Source organism: Psychrobacter okhotskensis (assembly GCF_013248965.1).
GTDB lineage: Bacteria > Pseudomonadota > Gammaproteobacteria > Pseudomonadales > Moraxellaceae > Psychrobacter > Psychrobacter okhotskensis.
Genome location: NZ_JABRVQ010000016.1, coordinates 32,840 through 57,459 on the forward strand (window position 1 = coordinate 32,840; position 24,620 = coordinate 57,459).

The window sequence follows — 24,620 nt, forward strand, 5'->3', positions numbered from 1 at the left end:
TATCAGCTCAATTAACTATTATCTAACGATAAATAGCTAGAAAGCTTATACCATGCACAAAAATTAGAGTAGTAAGGAAAAAGAGTGCAAATACTACGCATTGTAGGTTAAGCGATTTTGACACAGCTAATCGTCTTTTTGGCGTTTGGTATTATTTTGATAAATCACGACCACGGCTGGCTTCAATCGCTAGACGTAAGCCATTCAAACGAATGAAACCTTCTGCGTCTTTTTGATCATAAGCACCAGCATCATCTTCAAAAGTGGCAATTTTTTCATCGAACAATGAATCATCAGACTTACGACCGACGACGCTCACAGCGCCTTTATACAGCTTCACACGTACGGTACCGTTGACATGTTCTTGTGACTTGTCAATTAATGCCTGTAGCATCATACGCTCAGGGCTAAACCAGTAACCATTATAGATAGTCTTGGCATAACGAGGCATTAGCTCATCTTTTAGGTGTGCCGCTTCACGGTCTAGCGTTAGCGACTCAATACCGCGATGCGCTTTTAGCATAATCGTACCCGCTGGCGTCTCGTAGCAGCCGCGTGACTTCATACCGACATAACGATTTTCGACGATATCTAAACGACCGATACCATGCTTACCACCAATCTCGTTGAGCTTAATCATTACTTCATAAGGCTTGAGCGCTTCGCCATCAATCGCAACGATGTCGCCTTTCTCATATTCTAGCTCTAAATACTGTGCTTCGTCAGGGGCTTGTTCTGGGCTAACTGACCAGCGCCACATGTCGTCTTCTGCTTCGGCATACGGATCTTCTAGGATACCGCCCTCATAAGAGATATGCAGCAAGTTGGCATCCATTGAGTACGGAGATTTTTTCTTATTGCCCGCATAATCAATCGCAATATCATGCTCTTTGGCATATTCCATCAAGCTCTCACGACTCGATAAATCCCATTCACGCCAAGGTGCGATTGTCACCACATCTGGTGACAAGGCAACAGCACCTAGCTCAAAACGTACTTGGTCGTTACCTTTACCAGTCGCGCCATGACTGATGGCATCAGCGTTATGTTCTTTAGCGATTTCAACCAAGCGCTTGGCAATGAGTGGACGCGCAATAGAAGTACCTAGCAGATACTCGCCTTCATAAATGGCATTGGCACGGAACATTGGGAATACGTAATCACGAGCGAACTCTTCACGCAAGTCTTCGATATGGATATGTTTGATACCCATGGCTTTAGCTTTGGCACGCGCCGGCTCCACCTCTTCGCCCTGACCGATATCAGCGGTAAAGGTAATCACTTCGGCATCATAGGTTACTTGTAGCCACTTCGCGATGATTGAGGTGTCAAGACCACCTGAATAGGCCAGTACGATTTTATTAATATTTTTTGGATCAAGCTGAGCCATGAATAACTCCTATTATGAGAATTTATTGTCGAATACATTTAATAAGACGTAAAAATGCGAATGATGGGATAAAATCAATAAAAGATATATTGCTTGCTCAGTGTACAGCATATTTACTATTGGCAAAAGTGTAACTGCCACAGGGTACTAGCTTTTGCTGTCAATGCCTCTGTCATCCCTCTGCATTATTTGTCCAAAAATACACACTCATGATGATAAGAACAATAACTCATAAATGCTGTACAGACATTTTGCCGCTTATCTCGTCACGTATTTAGTCGCACTGACAAATCTGTTATTATAGCCACACAGTATCATTCCCTATTATTCCCAATACGACGATATAGAGCGCGACGACACTATGACTGATTCGATTACAGAATTGACCATCCTTCAGCCAGATGATTGGCATATTCACCTTCGTGATGACAGCGCCTTAGCTACTACTGTACCGCATGCAGCCAGTAGCTTTAACCGTGTTATTTGTATGCCAAATCTAGTGCCGCCTGTCAAAAATGTTGACGATGCGCGTGCCTATCGCGCACGGATTATGCAGCAGCTACAAGCCAGTGACTTATCTGCTGAGCGCCAAGCCGCATTTGACCCGCGTATGACGTTATACTTAACGGACAGAACGACAGCACAAGATATCGAAATGGCAGCACAGTCGGGTATCGTCCAAGCAGTCAAGCTCTACCCTGCTGGTGCTACCACCAACTCTGCGGATGGTGTCACTGATATCAACGCCTGCGTAGATGTCTTTGAAGCGTTAGAAAAACACAACCTACCACTGCTATTACATGGTGAAGTGACGCAAGACCATGTGGATATTTTTGATCGCGAAAAACGTTTTTTAGATGAGGTACTGGCACAAATTATCGTTAAATTCCCAACACTAAAGATTGTGGTAGAGCATATTACCACCAGTGATGCCGCTGACTTTGTCTTGGCGCAAGGCAACCATATCGCTGCTACCATTACGCCGCAGCATTTGATGTTTAACCGCAACCATCTATTGGTCGGTGGCATCAAACCGCACTTTTATTGCTTGCCTATCTTAAAGCGTGAAAGCCATCAAAGAGTATTGTTGGATGTTGCTACCAGTGGCAATCCGAAATTTTTCTTAGGCACTGATTCTGCTCCGCATGCCACAGATAAAAAAGAGGCTGCGTGTGGCTGTGCTGGTTGTTATAGTGCGGCGACTGCGCTACCGTTATATGCGACCGCTTTTGATATTGTGGGCAAAATAGACAAACTTGAAGGCTTTGCCAGTCGTTTCGGTGCCCAGTTCTATGGGCTGCCTGTTAATGACAGCACAATTACCCTCATCAAAACACCTATGCAAGTACCCGCAGACTACTCATACTTTGACGGTAGCTCACTGACACCGCTTATGGCTGGTGAGACGTTGCCTTGGTCTCTTAAAGTGTAACGCTTGCTCAATGCTAACAGACCCTAGTTTATTCTAAAGTATCAGTGATACCCTTGTGGCAAGCGGTGTGGCTGATATTTTAGTTTGTTCTTGATTTCATTTTTTAATTCAATACCACTGCACGACTGATAAAAGCGATTTAACTTAATATGACCACTCAAACCGATGCGACCTTGCCTGCAGACGACCCATCAAATAACGTCGCTAATAGTCATCCAAATAGTGACTTAGCGACTGATAACACTGATAACGTTAATAACATTGATACTAGTAGCGTCGACGCTAACAACACCGACAGTAAAGTGGTGCCAGATAATGACACCCAAACACCGATGAGTCTAAGAGACCGTTTTCGTAAGTTTATGCCTGTCGTGGTCGATGTCGAAACCGCGGGTTTTAACTCGCAGACCGATGCTTTATTAGAGATAGCTTGTATTCCGATTTTGCTGAATGAGCACGGTGTATTTTATCCCGGTGACGCTTTTAATGCCCATATTGAGCCTTTTGAAGGTGCCAATTTAGAACCAAGTGCCCTCGCCTTTACGGGTATTGACCCCAATAACCCAATGCGGAAAGCCATTGCAGAAGATGAGAAAACGGCACTACGCCGCATTTTTAAGGGTTTAAAAGAAGTGCGCCGCGCTGAAGACTGCCGTCAATGCGTGTTGGTCGGTCATAACGCCCACTTTGACTTGGGGTTTTTAAATGCAGCGGTGCTACGTACTAACAGTAAAAGCCACAACCCTTTCCATAACTTTTCCGTCTTTGATACCGTAACCCTCGCCGCGCTTGCTTTCGGTCAGACAGTATTGGCACGCGCCTGTAAAGCTGCAGGTCTTGACTTCGATGGTAAAGACGCCCATTCAGCCTTATATGATACCCAAAAAACAGCCGAGCTGTTTTGTCATATCCTTAACCACTATCCTATGTTGTCTAATGCTTTACATACCGAACAAAGCAAAGTAGAGTTAACAGATAACGACGCGCAATAAAAGGTTATTTTTACAGTAATAACTGATCGTTTGCTAAAGTTGACGATAGTAATTTTGCAACACCTTGATGACTTCGACATCTTGATTTCACAATCAATAAGGATATGATTGATACCATGATAAGTAAGGTGGCTACTTGGGCCAATGTCATGTAGCGCTGTTAAAAGGAATTAATAGCTCACTTACTTGCCACTATTTTGCTCTCAAACAACACCTTTATATCCTATAGATGGTTTAAGTCGCTCACACTGCCCTGATAGCTGAGGTTATTGATATCGATAATGCCCCTGCTGTTAAGGCTTAATAAGAGGGACTTTATTATGGATCCACAGCTTAAATTATGGGGCACCATCATCGGTTATATGCTGCTCGCCTTAACCATTAGTGGCTGCACATCTTTATGGATTCGCCACCATTTAAAGAGTAATGACCTACATCCAAGTCGTGCACTCAAAAAAAGATACTTAATATTAAAAAGACGAAGAAAAAGGCTTGACAGCAAACGCAGACGCCATTAAAATACGCACCACTTCAGCATAAATGGTGAAAGCAGCTGAAGCGTTGTTACTAGTCCCCATCGTCTAGAGGCCTAGGACACCGCCCTTTCACGGCGGTAACGGGGGTTCGAATCCCCCTGGGGACGCCACTATTTGGCGTCACTGATTAGCACTTTTGCTGTAAAGCATAAGATAAGACTAATAAGCGTACCATCAAAAAGTCCGGTCACATTCTATTGTGACTGGACTTTTTTTATCTCTGTATATTCTCTTAATATTTCAGATGACTACACTACTAAAGCTGCCAGCTTACAACCCTCTCCACTCTCAAATATAGACGGGCATGGATACGGTATCACTGACTAGCCACTTATTAATTGTTTGATTATCTATTTCGAGCGCTGATCTTCTGATAAAAAAGTGCCTTATCAAATTTTTATCGCAAAAAAGCCAGCAATCTTAGCTGGCTTTTTTTATAAGCTGTCTATCCATAATATCTTAAAAATTATGGCAAGCTAAAAAATCTTGTCTGATAACACAAACCAAAGAAGTGCCAATATAATGAGTGCACCCAATACCGTCTGAATTAAGAAAAAGGCTTGGTGCTGACCAACGACTTTACCTAGCGTTAAACCTAAGGTACTGTATTGGATCGGCTGACTGTCGATCTCGCCTGTTCTGACCTGCTGTTCATAGTAACCTTGCAAGATATCTAAAAACTCCGTCCATTCGTCAGTGTTCCACTCATAGGGCTTGAATGGCATAAACCTTTTAAGCTTAGGCTCTTTAATCATCCAACGTTCAAGAGTGATAGAGCGCAATGACCAACCAGCGAAACGACGTTCTGCTAGCGCAGAAAAATCTAAAATGTTTAGATCTTTATGTCTATCGTCCATTACTAAGCGATTTTTGAGATTGGTTAATGCTTGTTCGGAGCCTTCTACGCACTGTAAAAAATAACCATTGCCGTAGCAAAGAATACCCGTAATATTATCAGTTTTGTTACGCTTGCTGGCGACTTCTGCGATATCGTTCAGTGTACTGGCATTTGATAGACCAGTCGACGTAATGCGGCTCAAATACACAAGTTGGCAGAGGTCTGTCGTGACTGGATTTGTTGAACTATTGACTGTTGACAATCAGCTTCTCCCTATTATCAGGTAAATTTAGCTAAGACAACCATACTAACTTTTGAAAAACACATAGAGACAAGACAATTAGGATGTCAAATTGGCTTGATACATTATTGATTTTATAAGTATTTATATTAATTGTATTAAGTTGGTTACATCATAGTTTAGTTTGGTCATCAAAGCAACCTATGATTATCTTATAACACTACTTATGTATACTAAACGATCATTTAGCATTATATATATTGAGTATGTGACATATAACGATATATTTTTGCTGTCTAGTACGCTACTTTTTAAGAACAAAAATGGATATCAGCGGTGCCTAATGTATTGATATTACTTTTCACTGACCATAGCTAACGGCTTACGCGTTAAAATGAATAGGTACAGTAAAGCAATCACTCAAAAATTTTAAGTGATTGTTTAAATATCTTTAAGAAATGATTAGGACTGAGCGTTGAGAATCGCTGCTAGCAATGTAGCGTCGTCTGGATAAGTGAGTTTTATGTTTTGACGACTGCCAGTCACTAAACGTATAGGGAGATTTAGATGTTCAAACGCGCTTGCTTCATCGGTAATATCTAGCTGATGCTTAGCGACATGTGCGAGTACTTGCTGCAACTCACCTAGGCGAAATACTTGTGGGGTTTGTGCTTGCCACATATTACTGCGGTCGATAGTGCGTTTAGCATAAGAGTGTGAGCTGCTGCTATTTATCGATGTATTAACAAGCTCAGATTGAGCAGTAGAATAGACATATGACTCTTTTAGCGTATCAGCCACTGGCGTCGCTAAGATAGCACCATAAGGCTCTGACATCGCTGCCTCGATAACTTGATTAATATCATTACTGGGAACGGCAGGGCGCGCGGCATCATGAATCAGCACTAAATCTGAATCGTCAGCACCTGAATGACTGATTGCCTCTACCCCTGCCTGTACTGATTGCCAACGTTCAGTGCCGCCAATGGCATAATATATAGGAAGTGCAAAATCAAGCGTCTGCGCTGTGCTGTCATCTGCTGCGATGACCAATAAGCACTTGTCAATATAAGCACTTGACGCAAGCCGTGCCACGCTATGCTGTAGCAAAGTCTGCCCTTGCAAGATTGTATATTGCTTAGCAATAGACGCACCGAAGCGACTACCGCGACCAGCGGCGACAATCATGGCGTGTATATTAGGTGTGGTATTCATAAGGTGGTTTTGATTGATACTCATGGTTGGATTCCATGATGATAGGACGGGGAGGAAGTGAAAAAGAGGTTTAGATTTTAACCATAAATATTTTAAGACCAATAATGTCTCTACTGTAGATAGTAGAAAACACTCATTTTGTAAAATTAAGAGCGATTAATAACGGCTGTGCGTTGTCGGCGCTGTTGATACTTGTACAAAAGTCTCATTTGGCTTGATTAAGCCCAAATCTAAACGCGCGTGCTCTTCTACTGCCTCAAGACCATTCTTTAGATCATAAACATCAGTACGCAATAAATTATTTGCAGCCACTTGGTTGTCGTTCAGACGCTGCTGATCTTCAATCTGAGTCTGTAGTGTATTACGCTCAAAGCGACCATTTTCACCCAGCCAATACTGATATTGCAGCCCTAACAGCACAGCGACCGCTAAAGCAAGTAAGATAAATTGGCTAAAGTATTTCATAAAGTATTAACGCCAAGTGATAAAGAGATAATAATTAAAATCGAAAAAATGAGATTAACTGATTAGGCGCTATATCATCCTGTGAATGACAATATAGCGCTTAAGTCTACACTAAAATTCTTAGCTACTCAGCTTATTAGCCACGTAGACCGATAAACTCTTCACGGCCACGGTAGCTTGCTCGTACTTGCTGCTCAATACGTAATAACTGATTGTATTTCGCAACGCGGTCTGAGCGGCATAGTGAGCCCGTTTTAATCTGACCAGCAGCTGTACCTACTGCCAAGTCTGCAATGGTGCTATCTTCAGTTTCACCTGAACGATGCGAGATAATCGTTGCATAGCCGTTTTTCTTGGCCAGATAAATCGCATCTAGCGTTTCTGACAAGGTGCCGATTTGGTTAAATTTGATCAAAATTGCATTGGCAATATGCTTATCAATCCCTTCTTGCAAGATAGCAGGATTGGTCACAAACAAATCATCGCCAACCAATTGGACTTTATCACCAATCTGCTCGGTCAGATACTTCCAACCATCCCAGTCCGACTCATCAAGACCGTCTTCGATAGAGATAATAGGATATTGACGTGCCAAGCCTACTAGATAGTCTGAGAAGCCTTGGCTATCAAAGGATTTATTACCCTCGCCTGCCAAGATATATTGACCGTCTTTGTAGAATTCGCTGGCCGCGCAATCTAACGCCAAATGAATGTCTTCGCCTGCTTTATAGCCGACTTGCTCAATCGCTTGCATGATAACGGTGATGGCTTCTTCATTGCTACGCAAGTTTGGGGCAAAGCCGCCTTCATCGCCAACCGCCGTATTCAAGCCTTGTGCTTTGAGGACAGATTTTAAGCTATGGAAAATCTCTGTACCGGCACGCAGCGCTTCTGAGAAGCTAGTAAAACCAACAGGCTCAATCATAAACTCTTGAATATCAACGGTGTTATCCGCGTGCTCGCCACCGTTTAAGATGTTCATCATCGGTACCGGCATCGTCAATGACGTCTGATTGCGCAAGTTAGCGATATACTGATGTAGTGGCAGATTTTGTGACTTGGCAGCTGCTTTGGCAGTTGCAAGAGAGACTGCTAGCATGGCATTAGCGCCAAGGCTGTCTTTGTTTTCTGTACCATCGAGCGCAATCATAGCATCGTCAATCGCTTGCTGCTCAGTGACGTCTTTGTCCATCAATGCACTGCGGATCTGGCTATTAACGTTGGCAACGGCTTTTTTGACACCTTTACCCCCATAGCGACTTTGGTCGCCATCACGTAGCTCTAATGCCTCACGTGAGCCAGTAGATGCGCCACTTGGGGCAGCAGCACGACCGATCGTGCCATCAGCTAAGATGACATCGGCTTCAATCGTTGGGTTACCGCGCGAATCTAAAATCTCACGGGCGCGAATGTCTTTAATTGCGGCGACGTTGGTGGTTTCTTCAGCGTACATAATGTCTGTTAATTCCTTTGGTCATGCCAAGTTTGTGGGATAAATAACGGCAACTAGAATACAAAAAAGATAAAGTAAAATATCGTATAGCACATATGCTCAAACCAGCTTTGCTTAGCTATATGATCAGTAAGTTTTGAGCAGGATTAAAGGTATTTTTAATACTTTAACCCTCAGCTATAGTGCTTGGCATCATAGCATAAATTTTGCCAAACTTCCCTTATCTTACACCAACTTGCGCGCATAAAACCAGATATGGTCAGCAATAATCGGCCGTTATCATATCTCATTATAAGCGCCATTATTGGCAGTCAGGCAACACCTATGCTTTTGTTAAATGTTCGCTATCAGTGTGTGAGCCAGATACCGTATTACTGAGCTCAACCTTTGTTTTGAATCGCGTTAAACGCAGCGCATTCATTAATACTGAAATAGAGCTGAGCGCCATAGCCGCAGCGGCAATCATAGGGTTTAAAAAACCAAAAGCGGCAAGCGGAATGCCAAGGCAATTATAGATGAAGGCAAAAAACAGATTTTGCTTAATATTACGTAGTGTGGCTTGGGCAATTTTTTGCGCGGCATCAATATGCATGAGCGATTCGCCCATCAAACGCGCAGAGGCACTATGTTGGGCGACATCTGTACCTTCAAACATAGCAAAGCTGGCATCCGCTGTTGCCATCGCTGGCGCATCATTGACGCCGTCGCCTGCCATCGCTACTTTATGACCCGCTGTTTGCAACAGGGCAATTTGGCTTGCTTTGTCACGTGGGCTCATCTTGCCATAAGCCTGCTCGATACCCAGCTGCCCTGCCACATGGTCGACGACCGACTGCTTATCACCACTCATCAAAATGACATCGATGCCAGCATCTTGCAGCGCCTTAATTGCTTGCGGTGTATCCGCTTTTAAATCGTCCGCTAGGGCAAAAGCACCAAGCGGCTCATCATTAATACTAATCGCTACGGTACTGGCAATTTGCCATACCTTTGGCATCAGCTTCGGCAACGTCAAATTAGCAAACTCTGCGCTACCAACTTTTACCAGTCCCAACCCTTCGATGTTTGCCTGTATGCCTGCACCTTTGATGACGCTAATATCAGTGACAGTCATTAACGGTAAGTTGCGTTCACTAGCCGCGTTAATCAATGCCGTCGCTAAAGGATGGCTAGCGTGCGCCTCAACGCTTGCAGCAATTTGTAGCACATCATCGACGGCAAGCGACTTATCCACCATCACCTGATCGACGATACTAGGCTTACCCATGGTTAATGTGCCCGTCTTATCGAGCACCACGGTATCGATATTGCCTGCCGCTTCTAGGCTTTGCGCGTCTTTGAACCAAACTCCATGACGCGCGGCGACCCCCATACCAGCCATAATAGCCGCTGGCGTGGCTAAACCTAAGGCACAAGGACAAGCAATGACCAGCACCGACACTGCATGCATCAATGCGGTATCAATCATACCCGTTAGCCACCACGTCAGCCCAAAAGTGATCAAAGCAATGGCAACAACGACTGGGACAAAAATAGCCGTTACTCTATCAGCAAGGCGCGCTAGATTGGCTTTTGAGCCTTGTGCATCGCTGAGCGCTTGTACCATATCACCCAGCTTGGTATCGCTACCTTTAGCACTGACGCGATAAAGCAAACTGCCGTTTTCGACCAGTGCTCCTGCTAATAAACCATCGCCTACTTCTTTTTTGAGCGGTACCGACTCACCCGTTAAATGACTCTCCACACACCAACCGCTACCATCGGTAACGACCCCATCCGTTGCAACACGGCTGCCTTGTTTGGCACGCAAAATATCATCAATTTGCACATCTTTAAGAGCCACATTATGAAAATCACCATTTGGCTGTTGCTGTTCAACTTCATCAGGCGTTAAGGACAACAATAAATCGATACTGTTAAGGCTGTGCTTTTTAGTGCGCTCTTCTAGATATTTACCCGTTCGCACAAAAGCAATGACCATGACGCCTGCTTCAAAATACACAGCAGGGCTATTGCCAGTCCCATGACCACCAGCGTGACCACTTTGCAATAGACTGTTTAACGTGCCATCGCCATGGGTCAGCCATAGATAAGTCGAGTACGCCCATATGGTTACCGTAGCGATGACGACTAGCACATCCATATTAGCAAGACCACCTTTGATGGATGCCCAAGCGCTTTTATAAAACGGTAAAGCAAATCCGAACTGTACAATCGTCGCTAGGATAAATTGAATCCAAACTGCTGGCATCCACGCCATACCAAAACCTGTCAGCATACCTGCCATACCCACTAAAAACGGCAGCAAACATAACCACAAGCCAATCAAGCGCCACGGGTACTGAGTCGCGGTATCTTTATCCGTTTGGGCAAACAAGCTATCAGCTGCCTGCAAATTGGCGACGAAACCAGTTTTATTTACCCATTCTTTGACTTGCTCAGGCGTCGTCTGGGTCGGATCATAATCGACATTCGCGGTCTCGCCAGCGAAGTTCACACTCACCTCGTATACCGACGGCTTTTTGTTTAGTACCTTCTCGATTCTTGAGGCACAGGCCTGACATGTCATGCCATCAATGGCCAGCTGCAGGTGTGCACGCTCCGGTGCAAGCGTTGTATTGGACTGAATATCAGTCTCAACTTCATAGGATTGCTCAGTGGCGGTACGGGTAGCGTCATTCATAGAGAGAACTCGTTATTGCGTTAAAGCGCATGATAGCGTTTATACATTTGGGCATTCGTTTGCGCGAAAAAAACTCAGCGACTTGATAAAATTTTTAGGCAAAAGCGTATTTGAAGACCAGTTTTCTAAAACTACTGGGATAAATATTAAATGGTTATGATTGGCGATAATTCAAATTTTTCTATTGTTTCAACGCATCAAGACCTATTGGTACATACATAAAAAGCAGTTAGTTATTGCTGCCTCATTATTTTTTAGCCATTAAAAAAACCAGCCATCAGAGCCGGTTCTTTTATAAATAAAAAAATCTTAAGAGTTAGCGACGGTGGCATCAAAGCCTGCTTCCTCGATAGCCGATGCAATAGCTTCTGCACTGGTCTTACTATCATCGAAGCTAACTGTTGCTAGATTGTCAGTGAGATCAACAGTAATAAGATCTAAACCATCAATCTCACCAGTAGCAGCATGGACACTTGCCACACAGCCACCGCAAGTCATGCCATCAATTTTAATAATACGTGTTTGATTTGCCATGGTAGGCTCCTTATTTTTGTAAATGAATTTTTATTAATTAGGGCGTGTCTTCAATTCACTCGATAGTTATCTAAATGAGCTAAAAATGGCTAAATCTTGCCAAACATCGTCAAATAGCTGATTAATATCCCGATATTATCTGCGCTATTTTTCTTATTTAACGGCAATTTATCTCATTTTTATCACCATTTTTGAAATGAAGACACGCCCTAGTATTTTTATAAGTCAAATAAACTGCTTTTATAGTTTTTTATAACATTCACTTTAAATGCAGGATGTCACTAGCATAAGCCGAATTGAAGCGAACAACAAGTTTGACTGCTAATATCTTTAAGAAAGCACTTTATTAAACGACTTTTTCTTTATAAGTGCCTCACCGCTAATCATGATGATGTGGATTTTGCGGTGAATCAATCGGAAACGGCTGGGTAACATAATCGACCATGCTAATCGCGGCAGTTAACGCATGGATACTGGTATCGGTATCATCATAGCGTACGGTAGCAACGTCCTTAGCAGGATCAAGCTCAATCTCAGTGACTCCTGTAATATTCTTAAGCGCGGTCATCAAGCTATCAAGACCTTCCGCGTCATCGATATTGTCGATACTGACGTGTGCAATTTGTATGGCCATTGTCTTACCCTCTTATCGTTTATAGCATTAATGCGTATCTAATACCTCAAAGCCTTTGACCAACTCATCAATCTGCTTGAGTTGACGTAAGAACGGCTCTAACTGACTGGTTCTTAAGGCACACGGACCATCACATTTTGCGGTTTCTGGGTTCGGATGCGCTTCCAAAAATAGCCCTGCCAACCCTGTCGCCATACCTGCACGTGCAAGGGTGGTGATTTGCTCACGGCGTCCACCGGCGCTATCACTACGACCGCCCGGCTGCTGCAAACTATGGGTTACATCAAAGAATACCGGTATATCCATCTGCTTCATGGTATCGAAGCCTAGCATATCAACGACCAAATTATTATAACCAAAGGCACTACCACGCTCACAAAGGATGAGCTTATCGTTACCACCTTCAAGGCACTTGTTAACGATGTGACGCATCTCATGTGGGGCTAAAAACTGGGCTTTTTTAATATTGATAATCGCATCGGTCTTCGCCATCGCATGCACCAAATCCGTTTGACGCGACAAAAATGCTGGCAACTGGATAATATCCGCAACCTCAGCGACGGGCGCGGCTTGATACGGCTCATGCACATCAGTAATAATCGGCACTTGGAACTTTTCTTTAATTTGCCCCAGCCAATCGATACCCTTCTCTAAACCTGGGCCGCGATATGAATGCAGACTTGAACGGTTGGCTTTATCGAAACTGGCTTTAAAAACATAGCCGATACCCAAACGCTGGCAAATCTCGACATACTGCTCGGCAATCTCGAACGCCAATTCTTTAGACTCTAAAACATTCATACCACCAAACAATACAAATGGCTGGTCGTTGCCTATATTAATCGTATTGCCACTTGGCGTCGTAAGCTTTATATGCGATTGTGCAGTTAATAAATTTTCCATAAAGTAGTGACCCTCATTATTGTTATATACTGTTGTTATGAACAGTTATTATTAATATTACTCTCCCATATTGTAACCGATAGCCCAATGAATAAAAGTATCCAAGCGTAATTACATCTCGCTGATACTGTAGATTACTTAATCAAACCACTATTGCTAGAAAAAACTATTAAAAAATGGCTAAATAAACAGTCAAAAAAAAGACCAATCCGCAGATCAGTCTTTTCACTTATATTAAAAATTCATTGTAAAACAGTAAAGCTTTTAATATTATTTAATGTCGCTATAGATTTTTGCGGCTTTTACAAAGCTGTTAAACAGTGGATGACCACCACGTGGTGAGCTAGTGAACTCTGGATGGAACTGTACAGCAACAAACCACGGATGCTCAGAAATCTCAACTGACTCTACCAAATGCTGCTTGGCAGAATAACCAGATATGGTCATACCTGCTTGCTCTAGCGGCTCGATATAACGGTTATTCATCTCATAGCGATGGCGATGACGCTCAGTGATATTACTCGCACCGTAAATTTGGCTTAGCTTACTACCAGAAACTAGCTCTGCTTGCTGTGCGCCTAGACGCATCGTGCCACCAAGGTCTGAATCATCACTACGAATCTGTAGCTCGCCGCGCTCATCTAACCATTCAGTAATAAGACCAATGATTGGCTCAGCCGTTTTGCGATCAAATTCAGAAGAGTTGGCATCGATATTCATCACATTACGCGCGTATTCGATGACGGCCAACTGCATACCTAGGCAAATACCTAAATATGGCACATTGTTTTCGCGAGCATAAGTAATTGCTTTCATTTTACCCATAGTACCGCGCTCACCAAAGCCGCCTGGCACCAAGATAGCATCGGCATTATTAAGCTGCGCCAACAAGCTATCGTCATCCTCTAAACGTTCGGCATCGATATAATCAATCTTCACATCTGCCTTGTGAGTGATACCCGCGTGCAATAATGCTTCATTAATCGATTTATAAGCATCAGGCAGCTCGACATATTTGCCGACCATTGCCACGGTAACAGTGGATTCAGGATTGAGCTGGGCTTCAACGACTTTGTCCCAATCGCTCAAATCGGCTTCAGGTACATCCAAACCAAAGCGCTCACAAATCAAATCATCAAGATCTTGCTCATAAAGGGTACGCGGTATTTGATAGATACTTTGTGCATCTTCACACATGATGACCGCACGTTCTTCGACATTGGTAAATAGCGCAATCTTACGGCGATTGTCTTGTGAGATGTGATGATCAGAGCGGCAAATTAAGACATCAGGCTGTAAACCAATAGAACGCAGCTCTTTCACTGAATGCTGGGTAGGCTTGGTTTTGGTTTCACCCGCACTAGCAATATAAGGGACTAGGGTCAAATGCATCAGCATGGCTCTATTGCGACCCAGCTCGACTTGCATCTGACGCACGGCTTCCATAAAGGGCAGTGATTCGATATCACCGACCGTACCGCCAATCTCGATAATCGCGATGTCATAGCCTTCGCCACTGGCTAGGATTTTGCTCTTAATCTCATCAGTGATATGCGGGATAACCTGCACAGTACCGCCAAGATATTCACCACGGCGCTCTTTATTCAATACATTCTGATAGATACGACCACTGGTAAAGTTATTACTCTTACTCATCTTAGAATGGCGTAAAAAACGCTCATAATAACCCAAATCCAAATCCGTCTCTGCCCCATCTTCAGTGACGAACACCTCACCATGCTGGAACGGACTCATCGTACCTGGATCGACGTTAATATACGGATCCATTTTGGTCATCGTGACAGTCACGCCACGTGCTTCTAAGACCGCTGCAAGAGAGGCTGCGGTGATACCTTTTCCTAGTGAGGACACTACCCCACCGGTCACGAATATAAACTTGGTCATAGTACTCTGTCGGTAATTGGTAAAGAAGGATTTTACTAAAAATACGCTATAAAATATAGGGCAAAAATGCAAACTATCTGAAACTCTTATTTTTCACGCTGATAATAAACATTTTTCTGTTATTCGTACTCTATACAACAAAAAACTCACCCCGAAGGATGAGTTTTTCTAATTTAAACTTAATAAAGAGTAAGATTAGAATTTATATTCTAGACCACCGCCGATAGCGAGTAGATCGTAGTCATCACCACGAAGGTCAGCTGAGTTTTGACCAACATAAGCATGAGCAATCATATTAGGCTTATAAGCATATTCACCACCAACTACGATTTGATCAGAATCAGCGTCATCAAAGCCAAGCAAGTTGTCAGTGTTATTGTATTGAATATAAACAGCAGCTGGCTTAGCGAAGTTATTTAGGCCCATCTTAGCACTAAGAACTAGACCTTTTTCTTTATCATCGCCTCTGTTAGCTGCATCACTATCAAAATCAGCTACTTGATATAGAGCGCCAAGTACTACAGGAGCTGCCATATACTTGCCTAGATCAACAGTAGCCGTACCACGAATTAAATCGCCAGAAAGGTTAACATCTTTATCATAAGCAACACCAAATGTAACACCAGTACCGGCATCATACATGGCTGCAGCAGCAAAGCCATTATTACGATCACCACTATCAGAGACAAAAGACTCATCAGCGCTATACATAAGTGCAACATCTAACGGTAGGTTGTTGTATTTAGGCGCTTTCCAGATAACTGAATTATTAACACGACCGCTATCAACCATGTTATAGCCGTTTTCGTTTTCTTCAAGCTGATTTGAGCCTAGGTTATCCCAAAAGCCACTACCAGAAGTCACAACGTTATTTACGTAATCAACAACTGATGTATTACGACCAACGCGGAGTTCACCATAGTTATCATTATTCAAGCCTAAGAAAGTATCACGGCTTTTGAATGCAATATTGTCACCATCATTACCATCAATATTGATACCCACTTCGTACTGATAGATTACATCAGTATTAGCAGTAATTGCTTCAGAACCTTTGAAACCAAGACGTGAAGAATATGAGTTGATTTGGACGGCGTCCATATCGTCATCAGTACGAGTCTCATCATCTAAATTAACGTAGTCCATACCGACAAATGCTTTACCATAAACGGTTGGTGCTGCATTGGCTGCAGATACAGATAGGGCTGCGATTGCTGTAGCTAAAAGTAGTTTTTTCATGGGGTATCTCCACTTTGCAATTGTAGTAATGAGCAAGCTATTATTAGCTGGCGCCCATAATGGTATCGTCACAAATCCTCAAAGATATAATGTGTAACTGGCTACCGAGATTAGTCAGAAACAAGTGTGGCGAAGTTTTATTACCGTAAGATGAAAAAAACGTTTACTTACATAATTGGGAATAACTACGTAACCACTATGTAAACCTAAGTCTTTAACGCCTTATTGCGTAACATCCGTTACCAAACTCATACTTCGAATACAAGCATAACAACTTTGACATAATTTGCAACATATTTTTATATTTTAGTGAAGATAATTTTTGGAGATTACAGCTAATATAAGACTTAACCTGAGTTAATAGGTAACCAAAAAAAACGCTGTATTTCTTTAAAAAAATAAAGCGTTCGTTAGTAAATATCAATAATAAAACTATGCAATTATCATTAATAAAACTCTAAAACTAGCATTCATAAGCAGCGGCTATCTGACAAAAATAAAGCGCTACTTATCATTAAATAAATAGCGCTAAAGCTAACGTACTAGCCTTGCTAGATTTGTCTAACAATCAGCATACAAATATAGACTTAGAAGTTTGCTTTTAGATCAAGGCGTGCTTGATGTAATAATGGCTCGGTATAACCACTTGGTTGCTCGCGTCCTTTAAATACGAGGTCACAGGCGGCTTTAAATGCGTAAGACTGATCAAAGTTGTTGGCCATTGGCTGATAACCGTTATCGCCAGCGTTTTGCTCGTCAACGACTTTTGCCATACGCTTCATAGCATCCATCACTTCTTGCTCGCTGACCACATTGTGATGTAGCCAGTTGGTCATATGCTGACTTGAGATACGCAAAGTTGCGCGGTCTTCCATCAGGCCGACATCATTGATATCTGGCACTTTAGAGCAACCAACGCCTTGGTTTACCCAGCGTACGACATATCCTAAGATGCCTTGAGCGTTGTTTTCTAGCTCTTGCTGCTTCTCTTCTTCTGTCCAGTTGGTGTCTTTGGCAAGTGGAATTGTCAAGATATCATCGAGACTGGCACGCTCACGTGACTTTAGGCTGTCTTGGACATCAGCAACGCTCACTTGATGATAGTGCATGCTGTGCAAGGTTGCGCCTGTCGGTGAGGGTACCCATGCGGTATTGGCACCCGCTTTTGGATGTGCCGCCTTGGTATCCATCATCTCTTTCATCTCATCAGGCTTCGCCCACATGCCTTTACCAATCTGCGCGTGACCTTGCAGACCAGTCTCTAGACCGATGTCTACGTTCCACTGCTCGTAGGCTGGCTGCCATGCTTGCGACTTCATCTCGCCTTTTGGTACGAATGCACCTGCATTCATACTGGTATGCATCTCATCACCAGTACGGTCTAAGAAACCAGTATTAATGAAGATAACGCGCTCTTGTGCTTGGCGAATGGCTTCTTTTAGGTTGACCGTCATGCGGCGCTCTTCGTCCATGATGCCGATCTTTAGCGTATTACGCTCTAGACCCAATAGATCTTCTGAGGCGTTAAATAAGTCATTGGCCATTTTGACTTCGTCAGGGCCGTGCATTTTTGGCTTAACGATATACATAGAGCCTTTGCGTGAGTTTGACAGCTCGGTTTTGCCTTTTAGATCATTGAGCGACAATAGCGGCGTAATCAAACCATCCATCAACCCTTCAAAGATTTCTTCCTGACCATTACCCAAATCAACTAGGATGGCAGGGTTTTGCATCAAGTGACCGACGTTACGAATCAACAAAAGTGAACGGCCTGGTAATACCAGCTTACCGCCATCAGGAGTAGTGTATTCACGGTCTGGGTTTTGTTTACGGGTACGGGTTTTGCCGCCTTTTTCGAAGGTTTCTTGCAAGTCACCATTCATTAGACCAAGCCAGTTACGATACACTTCTACTTTTTCTTCTGCATCGACAGCAGCGATTGAATCTTCGCAATCTTGAATTGCCGTAATCGCTGATTCTAATAGTACATCTTTAATACTTGCTGGATCATCTTTGCCCACTGGATGATTGCCATCGATTTGAATCTCAGCATGCAGGCCGTTATTCTTGAGCAAAATACCAGTAGGCTGCTCTGCTTCACCAACGAAACCAACAAATTTCGCGGCGTCTTTTAGCTCAGTGCTATTATCACCTTGAACAATTTCAAGTTTGCCATCGACCACTTTAAAGCCGGTCACATCGTTATATGACCCTGATGCTAAGGCAAAATGTTCGTCTAGAAATGCTTTGGCATAAGCAACAACAGCAGCACCGCGCGTTGGGTTATAACCACCTGTTGCTTGTTGGCCATTTTCGTCACTGATGACGTCAGTACCATATAATGCATCATATAAACTGCCCCAACGCGCGTTGGTGGCGTTCAATGCGTAGCGAGCATTACGGACTGGTACGACCAGCTGTGGACCTGCAATATGGGCAATCTCGTCATCGACGTTTTGAGTACTGACTTTGAAATCATCACCTTCTGGTAACAGATAGCCAATTTCTTGCAAGAATGTTTTATACGCGGGGTAATCAATTTCGCCATCTTTGGCAGGGTTGTCCAGATGCCATTGGTCAATCTGCGCTTGAATCTTGTCACGAGTTTCTAGCAGCGCTTTGTTACGCGGGGTAAACTCTTTGATGACCTTTTCAAAACCTGACCAATAGCTGTCTGAATCAACACCGACTTTCGGCAGCACTTCGTTTTCAATAAAGTCATACAATTGCTGGTCGATGGCAAGAATGCCTTTTTGAATACGATTGGCGTTAGAAGACTGGCTCATATTGTTATCCTTATCTGTTCGTGAGGTGTGTTAATGCTAAGTTGCTACAATAACGGTGTGAAAATATGTGCTCTTGGAGCATTTATCCCTAGTTTGCTTTGCGGTGAATAAATAGCAAACATGACAATGCGAACTGTTGGTGGTGATTGAGCATCTATTAATGTAATAACTGTTTAAGACTGAATTTGTCTGATGCAGCGTCTGTGATTTTGGGATTGTCTGTAAGCAGAGCTGTCTATAATTCTTAGGTTTTAATACAGGATTGGCACTTGATATAATGCCTATCGCCCGCTACTAAGTAATGATCAATAGTAAGACAAAATGCCTGAAAAGCAAAATCTCATCCTACTATCAAATAATAAAATAAACAAGGAAACGTCATTCACCAAGTAAATACTTAGGCTGTATAATAATGATACTCTATAAGCCACCTACTCTAGAGGCTTTAATCAATACTTTAGAGTTAGACCATTATACGTGCAGTATAAACTGTAAGTAATCATTACAGCATTCATTTATGCTTAACGGTTATCTATTTAACTTTTAATATTTGATTAAGAGATGTTGAACCTTCGACTATGGCAAAGACTATGAATAATGAAAATATGAAAATCAATAACAGTAATGACAAGGCTGTGAGCGACAGCCATACAGAAGAATACAAGATAGAAAAAGACGGTCTAACAGAGGAAAGTATGGAACCAGACAGTATCGATATCGCACAACTGCGCACCCCTATTAAGGTCGACTTATCTGTTGTCTATGATTTTTTGGGAGCGCGAACCACACAGGCTTGGGTGGAGGCTGCCAGCGCTGATGTGCCTTTAATCATCCAAGATCATGCCAATTGCGAAAAGAAAGCGGCCGGTACAGCGATGAATCTACTATTCCGCTATGAGTTTTCTTACGACTTACAGCGAAAATTGGCGCAGTTAATACGTGAGGAGATGCTGCACTATGAGCAAGTCCTAGGCATTATGAATGAGCGCGAGCAAGAGTGGGGATATCTGAGTGCGGGGCGTTATGCCAAAGGGTTGCTCAAGCATAAACGTACGCATGAGCCAGCAGCAATGGTTGATGTATTAATCATCGGGGCGTTTATCGAAGCGCGCTCTTGTGAGCGCTTTGCCGCGCTTGCTGAAGTCATCGATGATGAACGCTTAGCCAAGTACTACCGTTATCTATTAAAATCAGAGAGTCGCCATTTTGAGGATTATTTGGCACTGGCACAATCGCTATCTGACGACAATATCGATGAGCGTGTCGCATTCTTTAAAGAAGTAGAAGCAGAGTTGATATCCAGTCCTGACACTGAATTACGCTTTCACAGTGGTACACCTGCTGAGCGCTTCAGCTGATAGCTTCTGTCAAATAAGCGCTATGCAAAGATACTCATATCGTATCCATAAAAAAGCCAACACTAGCGTCTTAAACCATGCCTAGCGTTAGCTTTTTTATTTGTCTGTACAGAATATGATGCTCAGTTATGACTGTTTCTTATCTTCCATAAGTGGACTGTCATACTGCTTGGTATTTTTTGCGACATTATGCGGATCATGATCATCAGTCTCTTGCTCTGCAGCGGCTGGATTTGCCTTTTGTAATGCATCATCAGGGACGATACCATTATTATCATCTGCATCTTTGAGCTGATGGTTATCATGGTTAACTGTATCATTAGACTTATTCATAACCGATCCTTATTATAATAACTGTCTTCCACATCGAGCATTCGATAACTTGACGATACTCATATTAATAATGCTCAGATTAGCAATATTCAGAAATATCTTGCTAAGGAATCAGTCTTTTTCATCCGGATTTAAGACACGAGTTTGAGCGTTATCAACGTTGGCATATCGATTCATGTCCGTAATACCTTCACTTTTTGGCGCTTCACTGCCCACGGTATCTTCGTTAATATTGTCATCAAACGGACTGCTGCCCTGTTGATCACGGCGATCAGGCTGACGTGCAGGATTGTCATTGTCATTCACGTGCTCTGAATCTACCACGCCTTCTTCGAAAGTGTCAGTACCTTTATTATGATTGGTATGGTTTTCAATATCAGTTTGCTGATTGAATGACTTTTTACTCACTTCTTGAGGATTAATATCGTCAATAGGAGTTCTGCTTAACGCAGGGTCTTGAGGTTCCATGGTTATGTCCTTATTTGTCGTTTTAATCGGCTAACCAGTGTCTATTGGCAGCACTTCATTTTTGATGATATACCCAGACTACATAAGTAGGTACACAATTATTAAATATTATTATTTTTACTCAAATCATGAGCATTGAGATCCGCCACGTTTTTGCCACCTGCTGGTAAGTTTTCTTCCTTACGTGGGTCGGAATAGATCTCGTCTGTTTCCTGTGAATCCTGCTGTGGTCCATCGATATTAGGTTCGTTTTTACGACCTTCGTAGCTGTCTGGCGCATTGTCTGGGTGTAAGGCTGCTGGATCACGAACAGCTACCGCTTCTTCATGATTTGGCTTGGTATTATCTGGCATAGCGTGTCCCTCGCGTTTATGATGTTAATTGTTCATTTGACCTGATCGTTGATATTGTTGTTGCTATTGATATCTTTGCTATCAATATCGCTCAAACGGCTCCTTACTTATCTGTCCGTAACTCTTCATCAATAAAAGAGGTTTGCTCTTCTTCACTCAGTTTTTCGGGAGTATCAACATTTTTGCCATCGTTTAGATTTTTCTCGATTTGTTGATTATCGGCCTGCTCTGCTGCTTTTTTGATGTCTGAAGTATCGTTGTTAGTATTACTCATGGTGCAATTCCTATTATTATTGTTTAGTGAACCAATAGTCCTCTATGACACAGATTTATAAACTTGGATACTATCCTAGAAGAGTAAATCGACTGGTTTAATTTTCAATTGAACTTATTTTTGCCATAGCATAGGACTGACATCAATTATAATTAAGTCAAGCAATAGCACACCAGTGTACTGCCGTATCAATATGTGAATAAATGTGAGGTTACCAGACAGTTTGTAACTTATTTTCGCCACAAAAAAACCAAGCATCGGTGATTACCAACGCTTGGTTCAGTGGATAGTTAAGATTGTCGTAAAGCAAACCCCATCGCTGAAAGGCCATCAATATGGTTACATTGAATAACCAACCACGAACTACAGCATCCAAGCCGTTTATGATTAAAGGTCTTGCCTATACTGGCTCGCCAACGTGATTGATTACCCGTAATAAATGGTCTTGAGCAATATGCGGCGCTTCGTCAGCAGCTGGTTGGATTTGCTGCCAAATACCATCGCCATTAAGCGCCCAAGCTTGGACATTGTCTTGCAGATAGTTAAGTAGCCCATCTTGATATATCTGTTTAAACAGTTTTTTATCTTCGATCGGAAAGGCGACTTCGACGCGATGGAAGAGGTTACGATCCATCCAGTCAGCACTGCCGCAATACAAGCGCTCATCACCATCATTATAAAAGTAATAAATGCGTGTGTGCTCTAAAAAGCGCCCAATAACCGAGCGTACAGTGATGTTTTCAGACAAGCCTTTGACTTGGGGGCGCAGACAACACATGGAGCGCAAAATTAATTCTATTTTGACACCTGCCTGCGAGGCATCGTATAGCTTATCGATCAGGCGACGTTCCGTCAACGCATTAACTTTGATAATAATATGCGCGCGCTTGCCAGCCTTGGCATGGGCAATTTCATCATCGATAAAGCTCATTAACTTTTCGTGCAAGGTAAATGGCGCGTGCAACAGTTTTTTTAGATTGGCAGGCTTGCCCATACCCGTCAGTTCTTGGAAAATTTTGTGCACGTCTTCTGAGATGTCAGGGTCAGCGCTGAACAAGCCGTAGTCGGTATAGACTTTGGCATTGGCCGCATGATAGTTCCCTGTGCCTAAATGCACATAACGGCGAATGCGATCGTCTTCGCGGCGCACGATAAGCATAAGCTTGGCATGGGTCTTGTAGCCGACAATCCCATAGACCACTACTGCCCCAGCCTCTTGTAAAAAATTGGCGACGGCGATATTGGACGCTTCATCAAAACGGGCGCGTAGTTCGATGACAGCCGTGACTTCTTTGCCATTACGAGCCGCAGCAGCCAGTGCCTTGACGATCTCTGAATTGGTGCCTGAGCGGTACAATGTCTGCTTAATCGCCAATACTTTGGGATCGCTCGCCGCTTCCCAAAGCAGATTGATAATCGGTGAAAACGCATGAAAAGGATGATGTACCAAGACATCACCTTTGCGCATGGCAGAAAATATACTGGTACTCTTATCAAGCTTGTCCAGCTCACGGCGAAAGGGCTTGGGCACGATATGGGTAAAAGGCTGATAACGCAGCTTAGGTATGTTAAAGTCGAACAGCAAGCGCGTCAGGTTCACAGGGCCATTGACGCGGTACAGCTGATTGTCATGTAGCTCAAACTCATTAAGCAGGTAATCACTAATCGGTGTTGGGCAATCAGTCGTCACCTCGAGCCGCACTTTGTCACCAAAGCGGCGATTTTCAAGCTCGCCTTCTAGCGCCTTGGCAATATCATCGACATCATCGGCCAAGTCCAAGTCTGCGTTGCGCGTGAGTCGGAACTGATGGCAACCGGTGACATTCATGCCGGGGAACAGCTCGCCGATATGCTCATGAATGACAGCCGATAGCATGACATGATGCTCTTTGCCACCGGTCAGCTCGTCTGGCAGACGAATCACGCGCGGCAGACTGCGCGGCGCTGGGACAATCGCCAGATTAATATCGCGACCAAAGGCATCTTTGCCTTCTAAAGTGGCGATAAAATTGAGGCTCTTATTAACCAATCTTGGAAACGGATGCGCCGGATCGATACTTATAGGGGTCAGCACTGGTGAGACTTGCTCAGTAAAATAGCGTTTCATCCATGCCGATTGCTCAGCATTCAGCTCGTCACGTTTTAGATAACGAATGTCTTCCTTGGCAAGCGCTGGCAAGATGTCTTCGTTCAAAATACGATATTGCTTATCAATCGCCTCATGGGTGACGGCGGATAACTCTGCCAACACTTCGCTTGGGCGCATGCCATGCGGACTACTGACCACATCACCGAGGTTTAACTTTTGCATAATGCCAGCGACACGAATCTCAAAGAACTCGTCTATATTTGATGAAAAAATAATCAAGAAAAATAGGCGCTCAAGTAACGGATGACGAGAACTGGCGGCTTGTGCTAAGACCCGCAAATGAAACTGTAATAAGGACAGGTCACGATTGATATAACTGCTGGGTGAATAGCTACCATCTTCAGAGCGCTGCCATGCAATATCGGTCAGCTGCTGGCTCAGTTGCTGTATATTCAGCTCGTTAACAGTGGCATTATCGTTAGTCATGACACTTTTATTC

At 43.2% G+C, this 24,620-nt stretch carries 20 protein-coding genes and 1 tRNA gene; 4 read left to right on the forward strand and 17 right to left on the reverse strand.

Going from position 1 to position 24,620, the window contains the following annotated elements; translation table 11 throughout:
- Positions 1 to 151 precede the first annotated feature (151 nt).
- A complete protein-coding gene (locus tag HQR03_RS08965; protein ID WP_173239936.1) occupies positions 152 to 1,390 on the reverse strand; it encodes an argininosuccinate synthase in 1,239 nt (412 codons plus the stop codon).
- A 361-nt stretch (positions 1,391 to 1,751) separates the two neighbouring features.
- On the opposite strand from HQR03_RS08965, the gene pyrC reads away from it, so the two are divergent.
- The 3 genes from pyrC to HQR03_RS08980 all read left to right on the forward strand — a co-directional run bounded on the left by pyrC (position 1,752) and on the right by HQR03_RS08980 (position 4,460).
- A complete protein-coding gene (pyrC, locus tag HQR03_RS08970) occupies positions 1,752 to 2,822 on the forward strand; it encodes a dihydroorotase (protein ID WP_173239937.1) in 1,071 nt (356 codons plus the stop codon).
- A gap of 332 nt (positions 2,823 to 3,154) precedes the next feature.
- Entirely contained in the window at positions 3,155 to 3,814 is a 660-nt protein-coding gene (rnt, locus tag HQR03_RS08975) for a ribonuclease T (RefSeq protein ID WP_037025694.1), read from the forward strand.
- Between the two features lie 570 nt (positions 3,815 to 4,384).
- A tRNA-Glu gene (locus tag HQR03_RS08980) sits at positions 4,385 to 4,460 on the forward strand.
- Between the two features lie 366 nt (positions 4,461 to 4,826).
- Here HQR03_RS08980 and HQR03_RS08985 read toward each other — a convergent pair.
- The 11 genes from HQR03_RS08985 to HQR03_RS09035 form a co-directional block, all read right to left on the reverse strand.
- Positions 4,827 to 5,450, reverse strand: coding sequence for a BLUF domain-containing protein (locus HQR03_RS08985; protein ID WP_025651355.1), 624 nt, complete (start codon positions 5,448 to 5,450; stop codon positions 4,827 to 4,829).
- Between the two features lie 441 nt (positions 5,451 to 5,891).
- Positions 5,892 to 6,668, reverse strand: coding sequence for a 2-C-methyl-D-erythritol 4-phosphate cytidylyltransferase (gene ispD, locus HQR03_RS08990; protein ID WP_051395118.1), 777 nt, complete (start codon positions 6,666 to 6,668; stop codon positions 5,892 to 5,894).
- 132 nt (positions 6,669 to 6,800) lie between these two features.
- The gene (locus HQR03_RS08995) at positions 6,801 to 7,109 is read right to left on the reverse strand and encodes an FtsB family cell division protein (protein ID WP_025651353.1); all 309 of its coding nucleotides are present in this window, start codon (positions 7,107 to 7,109) and stop codon (positions 6,801 to 6,803) included.
- Between the two features lie 136 nt (positions 7,110 to 7,245).
- Positions 7,246 to 8,562: a phosphopyruvate hydratase gene (gene eno / locus HQR03_RS09000; RefSeq protein WP_173239938.1), complete on the reverse strand. Its 1,317-nt coding sequence runs from the start codon at positions 8,560 to 8,562 to the stop codon at positions 7,246 to 7,248.
- Positions 8,563 to 8,884: 322 nt separating this feature from the next.
- Positions 8,885 to 11,245 carry a heavy metal translocating P-type ATPase gene (locus tag HQR03_RS09005; protein ID WP_173239939.1) on the reverse strand — a complete coding sequence of 787 codons (2,361 nt, stop codon included), beginning with the start codon at positions 11,243 to 11,245 and terminating at the stop codon, positions 8,885 to 8,887.
- Between the two features lie 309 nt (positions 11,246 to 11,554).
- Positions 11,555 to 11,779 (reverse strand): heavy-metal-associated domain-containing protein, encoded by a 225-nt coding sequence (locus HQR03_RS09010; RefSeq protein WP_025651350.1) that lies wholly within the window; start codon positions 11,777 to 11,779, stop codon positions 11,555 to 11,557.
- 379 nt (positions 11,780 to 12,158) lie between these two features.
- Complete coding sequence (locus tag HQR03_RS09015; RefSeq protein WP_025651349.1) at positions 12,159 to 12,413, reverse strand: heavy-metal-associated domain-containing protein; 255 nt, start codon at positions 12,411 to 12,413, stop codon at positions 12,159 to 12,161.
- Between the two features lie 27 nt (positions 12,414 to 12,440).
- On the reverse strand, positions 12,441 to 13,316 hold the full coding sequence (gene kdsA, locus HQR03_RS09020; protein WP_025651348.1) for a 3-deoxy-8-phosphooctulonate synthase: 876 nt from the start codon (positions 13,314 to 13,316) through the stop codon (positions 12,441 to 12,443).
- A gap of 270 nt (positions 13,317 to 13,586) precedes the next feature.
- Positions 13,587 to 15,221 (reverse strand): CTP synthase, encoded by a 1,635-nt coding sequence (locus HQR03_RS09025; protein ID WP_173239940.1) that lies wholly within the window; start codon positions 15,219 to 15,221, stop codon positions 13,587 to 13,589.
- 195 nt (positions 15,222 to 15,416) lie between these two features.
- Complete coding sequence (locus tag HQR03_RS09030) at positions 15,417 to 16,460, reverse strand: porin (RefSeq protein ID WP_173239941.1); 1,044 nt, start codon at positions 16,458 to 16,460, stop codon at positions 15,417 to 15,419.
- 587 nt (positions 16,461 to 17,047) lie between these two features.
- Positions 17,048 to 19,246, reverse strand: a complete 2,199-nt coding sequence (locus tag HQR03_RS09035; RefSeq protein WP_173239942.1) for a malate synthase G — start codon at positions 19,244 to 19,246, stop codon at positions 17,048 to 17,050.
- A 590-nt stretch (positions 19,247 to 19,836) separates the two neighbouring features.
- Here HQR03_RS09035 and HQR03_RS09040 point away from each other — a divergent pair.
- Entirely contained in the window at positions 19,837 to 20,604 is a 768-nt protein-coding gene (locus HQR03_RS09040) for a MiaE family protein (protein WP_173239943.1), read from the forward strand.
- A 126-nt stretch (positions 20,605 to 20,730) separates the two neighbouring features.
- On the opposite strand, the gene HQR03_RS09045 is transcribed toward HQR03_RS09040, so the two are convergent.
- The 5 genes from HQR03_RS09045 to ppk1 form a co-directional block, all read right to left on the reverse strand.
- Positions 20,731 to 20,937 carry a hypothetical protein gene (locus HQR03_RS09045; RefSeq protein ID WP_160022521.1) on the reverse strand — a complete coding sequence of 69 codons (207 nt, stop codon included), beginning with the start codon at positions 20,935 to 20,937 and terminating at the stop codon, positions 20,731 to 20,733.
- A 111-nt stretch (positions 20,938 to 21,048) separates the two neighbouring features.
- Positions 21,049 to 21,405, reverse strand: coding sequence for a hypothetical protein (locus tag HQR03_RS09050; RefSeq protein ID WP_173239944.1), 357 nt, complete (start codon positions 21,403 to 21,405; stop codon positions 21,049 to 21,051).
- Between the two features lie 101 nt (positions 21,406 to 21,506).
- On the reverse strand, positions 21,507 to 21,758 hold the full coding sequence (locus HQR03_RS09055; protein WP_173239945.1) for a hypothetical protein: 252 nt from the start codon (positions 21,756 to 21,758) through the stop codon (positions 21,507 to 21,509).
- 103 nt (positions 21,759 to 21,861) lie between these two features.
- A complete protein-coding gene (locus HQR03_RS09060) occupies positions 21,862 to 22,032 on the reverse strand; it encodes a hypothetical protein (RefSeq protein WP_173239946.1) in 171 nt (56 codons plus the stop codon).
- A 400-nt stretch (positions 22,033 to 22,432) separates the two neighbouring features.
- Positions 22,433 to 24,607 (reverse strand): polyphosphate kinase 1, encoded by a 2,175-nt coding sequence (gene ppk1, locus HQR03_RS09065; RefSeq protein ID WP_025651339.1) that lies wholly within the window; start codon positions 24,605 to 24,607, stop codon positions 22,433 to 22,435.
- Between the last annotated feature and the right edge of the window lie 13 nt (positions 24,608 to 24,620).

Excerpts from the sequence above, each read along its gene's own strand:
- HQR03_RS09030 (WP_173239941.1), bottom strand. The coding sequence starts at position 16,460 with ATGAAAAAACTACTTTTAGCTACAGCAATCGCAGCCCTATCTGTATCT.
- HQR03_RS09045 (WP_160022521.1), bottom strand. The coding sequence starts at position 20,937 with ATGAATAAGTCTAATGATACAGTTAACCATGATAACCATCAGCTCAAA.
- HQR03_RS09015 (WP_025651349.1), bottom strand. The coding sequence starts at position 12,413 with ATGGCCATACAAATTGCACACGTCAGTATCGACAATATCGATGACGCG.
- rnt (WP_037025694.1), top strand. The coding sequence starts at position 3,155 with ATGAGTCTAAGAGACCGTTTTCGTAAGTTTATGCCTGTCGTGGTCGAT.
- ppk1 (WP_025651339.1), bottom strand. The coding sequence starts at position 24,607 with ATGACTAACGATAATGCCACTGTTAACGAGCTGAATATACAGCAACTG.
- HQR03_RS09035 (WP_173239942.1), bottom strand. The coding sequence starts at position 19,246 with ATGAGCCAGTCTTCTAACGCCAATCGTATTCAAAAAGGCATTCTTGCC.
- HQR03_RS09060 (WP_173239946.1), bottom strand. The coding sequence starts at position 22,032 with ATGAGTAATACTAACAACGATACTTCAGACATCAAAAAAGCAGCAGAG.
- eno (WP_173239938.1), bottom strand. The coding sequence starts at position 8,562 with ATGTACGCTGAAGAAACCACCAACGTCGCCGCAATTAAAGACATTCGC.
- HQR03_RS09010 (WP_025651350.1), bottom strand. The coding sequence starts at position 11,779 with ATGGCAAATCAAACACGTATTATTAAAATTGATGGCATGACTTGCGGT.
- HQR03_RS09040 (WP_173239943.1), top strand. The coding sequence starts at position 19,837 with ATGAATAATGAAAATATGAAAATCAATAACAGTAATGACAAGGCTGTG.
- HQR03_RS09005 (WP_173239939.1), bottom strand. The coding sequence starts at position 11,245 with ATGAATGACGCTACCCGTACCGCCACTGAGCAATCCTATGAAGTTGAG.
- ispD (WP_051395118.1), bottom strand. The coding sequence starts at position 6,668 with ATGAGTATCAATCAAAACCACCTTATGAATACCACACCTAATATACAC.
- HQR03_RS08965 (WP_173239936.1), bottom strand. The coding sequence starts at position 1,390 with ATGGCTCAGCTTGATCCAAAAAATATTAATAAAATCGTACTGGCCTAT.
- kdsA (WP_025651348.1), bottom strand. The coding sequence starts at position 13,316 with ATGGAAAATTTATTAACTGCACAATCGCATATAAAGCTTACGACGCCA.
- HQR03_RS08995 (WP_025651353.1), bottom strand. The coding sequence starts at position 7,109 with ATGAAATACTTTAGCCAATTTATCTTACTTGCTTTAGCGGTCGCTGTG.
- HQR03_RS09055 (WP_173239945.1), bottom strand. The coding sequence starts at position 21,758 with ATGCCAGATAATACCAAGCCAAATCATGAAGAAGCGGTAGCTGTTCGT.
- HQR03_RS09025 (WP_173239940.1), bottom strand. The coding sequence starts at position 15,221 with ATGACCAAGTTTATATTCGTGACCGGTGGGGTAGTGTCCTCACTAGGA.
- HQR03_RS09050 (WP_173239944.1), bottom strand. The coding sequence starts at position 21,405 with ATGGAACCTCAAGACCCTGCGTTAAGCAGAACTCCTATTGACGATATT.
- pyrC (WP_173239937.1), top strand. The coding sequence starts at position 1,752 with ATGACTGATTCGATTACAGAATTGACCATCCTTCAGCCAGATGATTGG.